Origin of the sequence: Falsirhodobacter deserti (genome assembly GCF_004015795.1) — a bacterium.
GTDB lineage: Bacteria > Pseudomonadota > Alphaproteobacteria > Rhodobacterales > Rhodobacteraceae > Falsirhodobacter > Falsirhodobacter deserti.
In genome coordinates this window covers 99,695-106,094 of sequence record NZ_ML137222.1, presented here as the reverse complement: position 1 = coordinate 106,094, position 6,400 = coordinate 99,695, and the positions used below count along the sequence as shown (strand labels likewise).

The 6,400-nt window shown below is 62.4% G+C and carries 4 protein-coding genes; 3 read left to right on the top strand and 1 reads right to left on the bottom strand.

Annotated elements, in window-relative coordinates:
* Positions 1–2,628, top strand: a 2,628-nt coding sequence (locus tag JX25_RS14690) for a PAS domain S-box protein (RefSeq protein ID WP_128255836.1), incomplete at its 5' end; no start/stop codon positions are given.
* Between the two features lie 182 nt (positions 2,629–2,810).
* Complete coding sequence (locus JX25_RS14685; protein ID WP_241558007.1) at positions 2,811–4,706, top strand: hybrid sensor histidine kinase/response regulator; 1,896 nt, start codon at positions 2,811–2,813, stop codon at positions 4,704–4,706.
* A gap of 129 nt (positions 4,707–4,835) precedes the next feature.
* Here the strand turns inward: JX25_RS14685 and JX25_RS14680 are convergent, their stop codons facing one another.
* Positions 4,836–5,042 carry a WGxxGxxG family protein gene (locus tag JX25_RS14680; RefSeq protein WP_128255835.1) on the bottom strand — a complete coding sequence of 69 codons (207 nt, stop codon included), beginning with the start codon at positions 5,040–5,042 and terminating at the stop codon, positions 4,836–4,838.
* 757 nt (positions 5,043–5,799) lie between these two features.
* On the opposite strand from JX25_RS14680, the gene JX25_RS14675 reads away from it, so the two are divergent.
* Positions 5,800–6,075: a DUF2934 domain-containing protein gene (locus JX25_RS14675; protein WP_164876176.1), complete on the top strand. Its 276-nt coding sequence runs from the start codon at positions 5,800–5,802 to the stop codon at positions 6,073–6,075.
* Positions 6,076–6,400: the final 325 nt, after the last annotated feature.

The window sequence follows — 6,400 nt, the reverse complement described above, 5'->3', positions numbered from 1 at the left end:
GACGACCAGAAGAGGGTGGAACAGATCTTCCTGGCCGCGGGCGCGAGGCAGGAGCCGTATCGGGCCGAGTACCGTCTGCGGACCGTGAGCGGATCCTGGGCTTGGGTCGTCGATGTCGGGCAGCCGCGCTTTGATGCGGATGGGAACTTCCAGGGCTATGTCGGTTCTGCCATGGACATCACCGAACGCAAGAGAGTGGAGTCCGCCCTGCATGAGAGCGAGGAGCACTATCGGTACTCGGTAGAGTTGAACCCTCAGATCCCGTGGATCGCAGATTCACAGGGCAACATCTTGGAGGTTTCCAACCGCTGGTGCGCCATGACGGGGATCTCCCTAGATCAGACGCTCGGGCAGAGTTGGACCGGTGCGCTTCATCCTGACGATATTGCAAAGGCAGTCGGTCTTTGGAGGACGGCCTTGTCGAGCGGGACGCCGGTGGACGCGGAGTATCGTCTGCGGATCGCCGACGGAAGCTATCGGTGGGTGAGGGCGCGCGCCGCGCCTCGGCACGATGCCTCTGGTGCGATCCTGCGCTGGTACGGCACGGTTGAGGATATCCATGATCACAAGCAGGCAAGCTTGGCCCTGCAGGAGCGCGAGCGGCAGCTTCAGACCGTGTTCAACCAGGCGCTGGTCGGCATCATGCACCGCGACCTGAACAACCGGACGATCATGATCAACCAGCGCTACTGCGAGATACTGGGCCGGACCCCGGAGGAGCTCGAGGGTGTGCCCATGATCCGGTTCATGCATCCCGAGGACGCCAATTCGCAAGCTCCACTGCTTCAGCAACATGAGGCCAGCGGTGAGCCGCTCCACCTGGAGAGACGCTATCTACGCCCGGATGGCTCCGTCGTCTGGTGCAACGTCAACATCTCCTACGTGCGCGACGAGGCAGGTGCACTTGCCGGGATGATCACGGTGGCGGAGGACATCACCGCCCACAAGCTGGCGGAGGAGCGCGCTCAAGAGGCCCACAGCCTTCTGCAGGAAGTGATCGACAGCGTGGACGACCTGATCTTCGTCAAGGATCGGAGCGGGCTCTTCCTGGCGGCAAACCTGAAGTTCGGCGGGGCCACAGTCATCGGGAAATACGATCATGACTTGTTCGACCCGGCGCTGGCCGAAAAATATCGTTCGGATGACCTTCGGGTCCTTGCAAGCGGCCGCAAACTGAGCGTTGAGGAGGATGTTCCCGGGGAGACTGTTCGACACTATCATACGGTCAAGGCGCCATGGCGCAAGAACGGCGACATCATCGGCGTCATCGGCATCGCCCGAGACATCACGGAGCGGAAGGTAGTCGAAGAGCGCCTGCGGTGGGCGGCCCATCACGATGAGCTGACAGGTTTGCCGAATCGTCGCATGTTCCAGAAGAAGATCCAGCGCGCTTATGAAAAAGCCAATGCCACGCAGCGCCGGGTCGGCCTTCTGTCGTTGGATGTGGATCACTTCAAGCAGATCAACGACAAGTTCGGGCACGACGTGGGCGACGCTTTCCTGAAAGGCTTTTCGGACCGTCTGCGTCAGGTCGTCGGCACCAAAGGTGTGACGGCCCGGCTGGGCGGGGACGAGTTTGCAGTTCTTCTGCCTGATGTCGGGGGCGAGGATGATGTCAGGGCCATGGCCCAAGCCATCCTGGCGCACATGCACGAGCCGCTCTCGGATCAGGGCAATGCCCTGGATTGCCGCACCAGCATCGGCGGCGCGCTTGCCGCCTGCGGGACGGAGGAAGACCCGGAGGAGTTGCGCAAACGCTCCGATCTTGCCCTTTACGCCAGCAAGGCGGCCGGACGTGGCATCTTCACCATGTTCCGCCCGGCAATGCGGGAAGATCAGCAGATCGTTGCCTCTGCCCTTCGGGTGGCGGGGCAGGCGGTCGCCTTTGACTGGATCACGCCCCACTACCAGCCAAAGGTCGATCTGCGCTCCGGCCGCCTGAGCGGCTTCGAGGCCTTGCTGCGTTGGCATCATCCTCTCAACGGCATCCAGCCGCCCCAGATGATCGCGCCGGCCTTTGACAACACCGACCTTGGCATCAGCATCGGCGTCCGCATCCGGTCCTGCGTGTACCAGCACCTCCGCAGCTGGCTAGATACTGGAACCGAGATCGGCCGGATTGCGATCAACGCCTCCTCGGCAGAGTTCCGGCGCGACGACTATGCCGAGAAGGTGCTTGACGAGCTGGATCGTGCCGGGATCCCGACGCGGTGTCTTGAGGTTGAAGTGACCGAAGGCGTGTTCCTTGGCTATGGAGCCGACTTCGTAAGACGCGCCTTGTGCAAGCTCAGCGCCTCGGGCGTGACCATCGCTCTGGATGACTTTGGCACGGGCTATGCGTCTTTGTCGCACCTGAAGCAGTTCCCCGTCGACGTTCTCAAGATCGACCGGTCCTTCGTGATGGACATGGAAGCGGATGCCAGCGATGCCGCCGTCGTCAAAGCGGTTCTGAGCCTCGGGCAGAACCTCGATGTCCAGGTGGTCGCCGAAGGCGTGGAAACGGCCAGACAGGCGGCCCTCCTCCGCCAACTGGGCTGCAGCACCGCCCAAGGCTATCACTTTGGCCGACCCATGGACGTCACTGATGTAACGCGCTTCATCTCCTCGTGGGATGGCAGCAAGGTCTAGTGAAGCCGTCATTCCGTCGGCAGCTGCGGCATCAGCGTGTTGCTTTGTAGCTGCGCAAGCACGCAGGAATAGCTCGGCTTCCTGGCGCCGCCCCCAGCGGGCGACTACGTTGCGCCGGGCAAGAAGGCCGTTTAACGGATGATCCGAGTAAGAGACCAGACAGGGGAAGCAGCTTGGACCGAGTGGCAGAAGCGCTGAACAGCGATGATGACCGGAATCGACTTCTGCTGGAGGCGATTACTGATTACGCGATCTATATGCTGGACGCCGATGGACGCGTGTCGAGCTGGAATCCCGGGGCGCGACGTTTCAAGGGCTACACCGAGCCGGAAATCCTTGGGCATCACTTTTCCCGTTTCTATACCGACGAGGACAAGGCGAGAGGCGTGCCGGAGCGCGCGCTTCGGACCGCCGCCCAAGAGGGACGCTTCGAAAATGAAGGGTGGCGCGTTCGGAAGGACGGATCGCGATTCTGGGCGCATGTTATCATCGACCCGATCCTTTCGCCCTCGGGGGACCTTCTTGGTTTCGCGAAAATAACCCGCGACCTGACAGAGAAGCGGGCGGCGGAGGAGGCCCTGCACCGAAGCCAGGAGCAGTTCCGTATTCTCGTTCAGGGGGTCACGGATTATGCGATCTACATGCTCGACCCCACAGGACAGGTGGCAAGCTGGAACGCCGGCGCCCGCCGCATCAAGGGCTACGCACCCGAAGAGATCATCGGTCAGCACTTTTCCCGCTTCTATACCGACGAGGACCGGCAGGATGGCTTGCCGCAGCGCGCGCTTGAAACGGCGGAACGCGAAGGCCGGTTCGAACATGAAGGGTGGCGCGTGCGGAAGGACGGGACCCGCTTCTGGGCCAGCGCCGTGGTCGATGCGATATGGGATGATGACGGGCACCTGATCGGCTTTGCCAAGGTGACGCGTGACATCACCGAGAAGATGGAGGCGCAGCGCGCATTGGAGCAGGCGCAGGAGGAATTGCTCCAGTCGCGCAAAATGGAAGCGTTGGGCCAGCTTGCCGGAGGGGTTGCGCACGATTTCAACAACCTTCTTGCGGCGATCTCCAGCAGCCTCGAACTGCTCCAGAAGCGATTGCCGGACGATCCCCGCGCCGCACGGCTCCTTGAAACCGCACTCCAAGGCGTGCGCCGGGGCGCCTCGCTGACCTCTCGCCTGTTGGCCTTTTCGCGCCAGCAACCGCTTGAGCCGCAGGCGGTGGATCTCACGACCCTCGTCCGAGGCATGAGTGACCTTCTGAGCCTTTCCCTCGGCAGCGCCATAGCCATCGAGACCCATGCGCCCCTTGCGTTGCCTCCGGCGATGGTGGACCCTGCCCAGCTTGAGCTTGCGCTGCTGAATGTGGCTGCCAATGCACGGGATGCCATGCCGGAGGGCGGCATTCTCACCATCACCTTTTCAAGTGCAGAGGTATCTGCGGGCCAGGTGCCGGGCTTGGCAGGCGGCTCTTATGTGTGCGTCATTCTGTCTGACACGGGAACGGGCATGGACGCGGAAACGCTTCGCCGGGCGGCCGATCCCTTCTTCACGACCAAAGAGGTTGGCAGGGGAACAGGATTGGGGCTCTCCCTGGTTCATGGCCTGCTTGAGGAGTCGGGCGGCCGGCTTGTCCTGAGCAGCCGCGTGAACGAAGGCACGAAGGCTGAGCTTTGGCTTCCCGTGGCCCAACATCAGCGCCTGCCGGAAGAAAGTCCGGCGGCAGCTTGCGAAAAACCTCTTACCGTGCTGGCGGTGGATGATGACAGGCTGGTTCTGATGAACACGGCGTTCATGCTCGAGGATCTCGGGTATCGCGTTATCGAGGCTCATAGCGGAACAGAAGCCCTGAAGGTGTTGAAGGACCAGCATGTGGATCTTCTTATCACCGATCAGCTCATGCCGCGGATGAGCGGGATCGAGCTTGCCACGTCGGCACGACAGCTGCGCCCCGATCTTCCGGTGATACTCGCGACGGGGTACACGGATCTGGAAACCGACCTTGGACTGCCTCTGCTCAACAAGCCGTTCAGCCTTGATCAGCTGCAGACGCTCGTTTGCAAGACAATGCAGGGGTGAGGAGTGGATATGCCGCACAGCACGAACGCGCCAGTACGGGTTGACGTCATTCAATATTAATGACCAGCGCCTGCGTGCTGCCGGTTCATTTCGAAGCAGGCCCCGGGGGGCCTGCTCAGTCGGCAATCATCAACGGTGTGTTGTGGTGTTGGTATGGTCGCGGCGGCGGCCTGACAGGCCCGCAAGCCCCAGCAGGCCGAGGAGGCCGAGCAATCCCCAGTCGAAACCCTCTTCCTGCTCGACCGCGGCCGGGGCCGGGGCGGCCTGTTGGGCAAAGACGGGGCTGCTAGCCACCAGGGCGAAAGCGACGGCAGAAGTACAAAGTATCTTGGACATCCCGATTTCCTTGTTGCAACGCCAGCCTTCTTGGCCCGGCACTAAGCCAACAAGCTACAGGCAAGGAGGTTCCCTCACGGGTTGCCGATATGGTGCGTCAGCGTTCAGTAGCCGATCGCCACCATCCGGCCTGCAGAGACTACATGTGCAAATGCCCTTGGCCGTGCTGTCGCGAGGCGAGAGGCATCTGGGTTGCAAGCTTCGACACCATCCTGACCACGCTTGCCGAAGATGCCGATATTTCGACCGTGATCGGCGGGCTGAACGACGATGGTATTGACCGACCGAGCTGATCGCCACCAGCAACCCCTATGCCGGCGAAGCCCCCGAAGCGCCGTCCGGAGGCGATTTTGCCGGAACGCGCGTGGGGAACCAGTACGACACGTCGTCCTACCTCACCGCCACGCCAGAGACGGGCATCTCGACCGCCGCCTATATCGGGAACATGGGCGCACTGATCGGTATCTGGACATCGCCGGAAACTGATCTGGCGCAGCCGACTTCGCCGTTGCAGCCGGGCCGATCCGGGCCGATTCGGGTCGGTCCGCAAAGCCCACGATGGAAGGCTCCTTCCGGTGACGGATCCTCAGTGCCGTAGGGTCACGCGGTGTAACGCAACCGCCAATCAGGTTCGCGGCAGAGAAACTATTGGCGACGCTGCATGGACGTGCCACCCTGAGGTGCAGATATCCAGCCGGTGACAATGATCGCTTGCCCGCGTCGAGGGTTTGAGATCGAGACAGAAGGAGGATTTGTCATGGATGAAGAACGCATGCAGAGGGTTCGGGACCGGGCGCACGCTCTTTGGGAGCAAGCCGGTTGTCCGGATGGCCAGGACATGGACCATTGGTCGCAGGCCGAGCGGGAGATCGCCGCTGAGGATGATGCAGAGCCCTCCGTGCCGACCAAAAAGGGCGCTGGACGTGGCGGACGCAAGCCGACGGCAACTGCGGAAGAGGTAGCAAAGAAACCGAAAGCGAAGCGAGGACCCAAGCCGAAGGTGGTTGCTGAAGGCTCTGGCGCTGTCAGCTAGGCGACCTCGCAGGATGTGTCACTCATGACGCACCCATCGGAAGATGTCGCCATTGGGCACGTTGAACGCCTCTCCGCCGGCGCGCTCGCTTGTCGCCGCCGGTTCGCGAAGCGCCGCCTCTTGCGTCATGGTTGGGCGGCATGTGCGGCGGATCGCGTTCGCGTGCCGGAGTCAGGACCTTCGCCTCACGGCGTATCCCGCAGATCTTGAAGCGCTGCTAGAGGAGCACCCGCTGAGGGGGCGCGCTCGCCGCCTCCGGCCCGTCCAGCAGGTCGCCGAGTATGGCGGCATTGCGTGACGCCTCGGTGGCAAGATCGGGATCCGG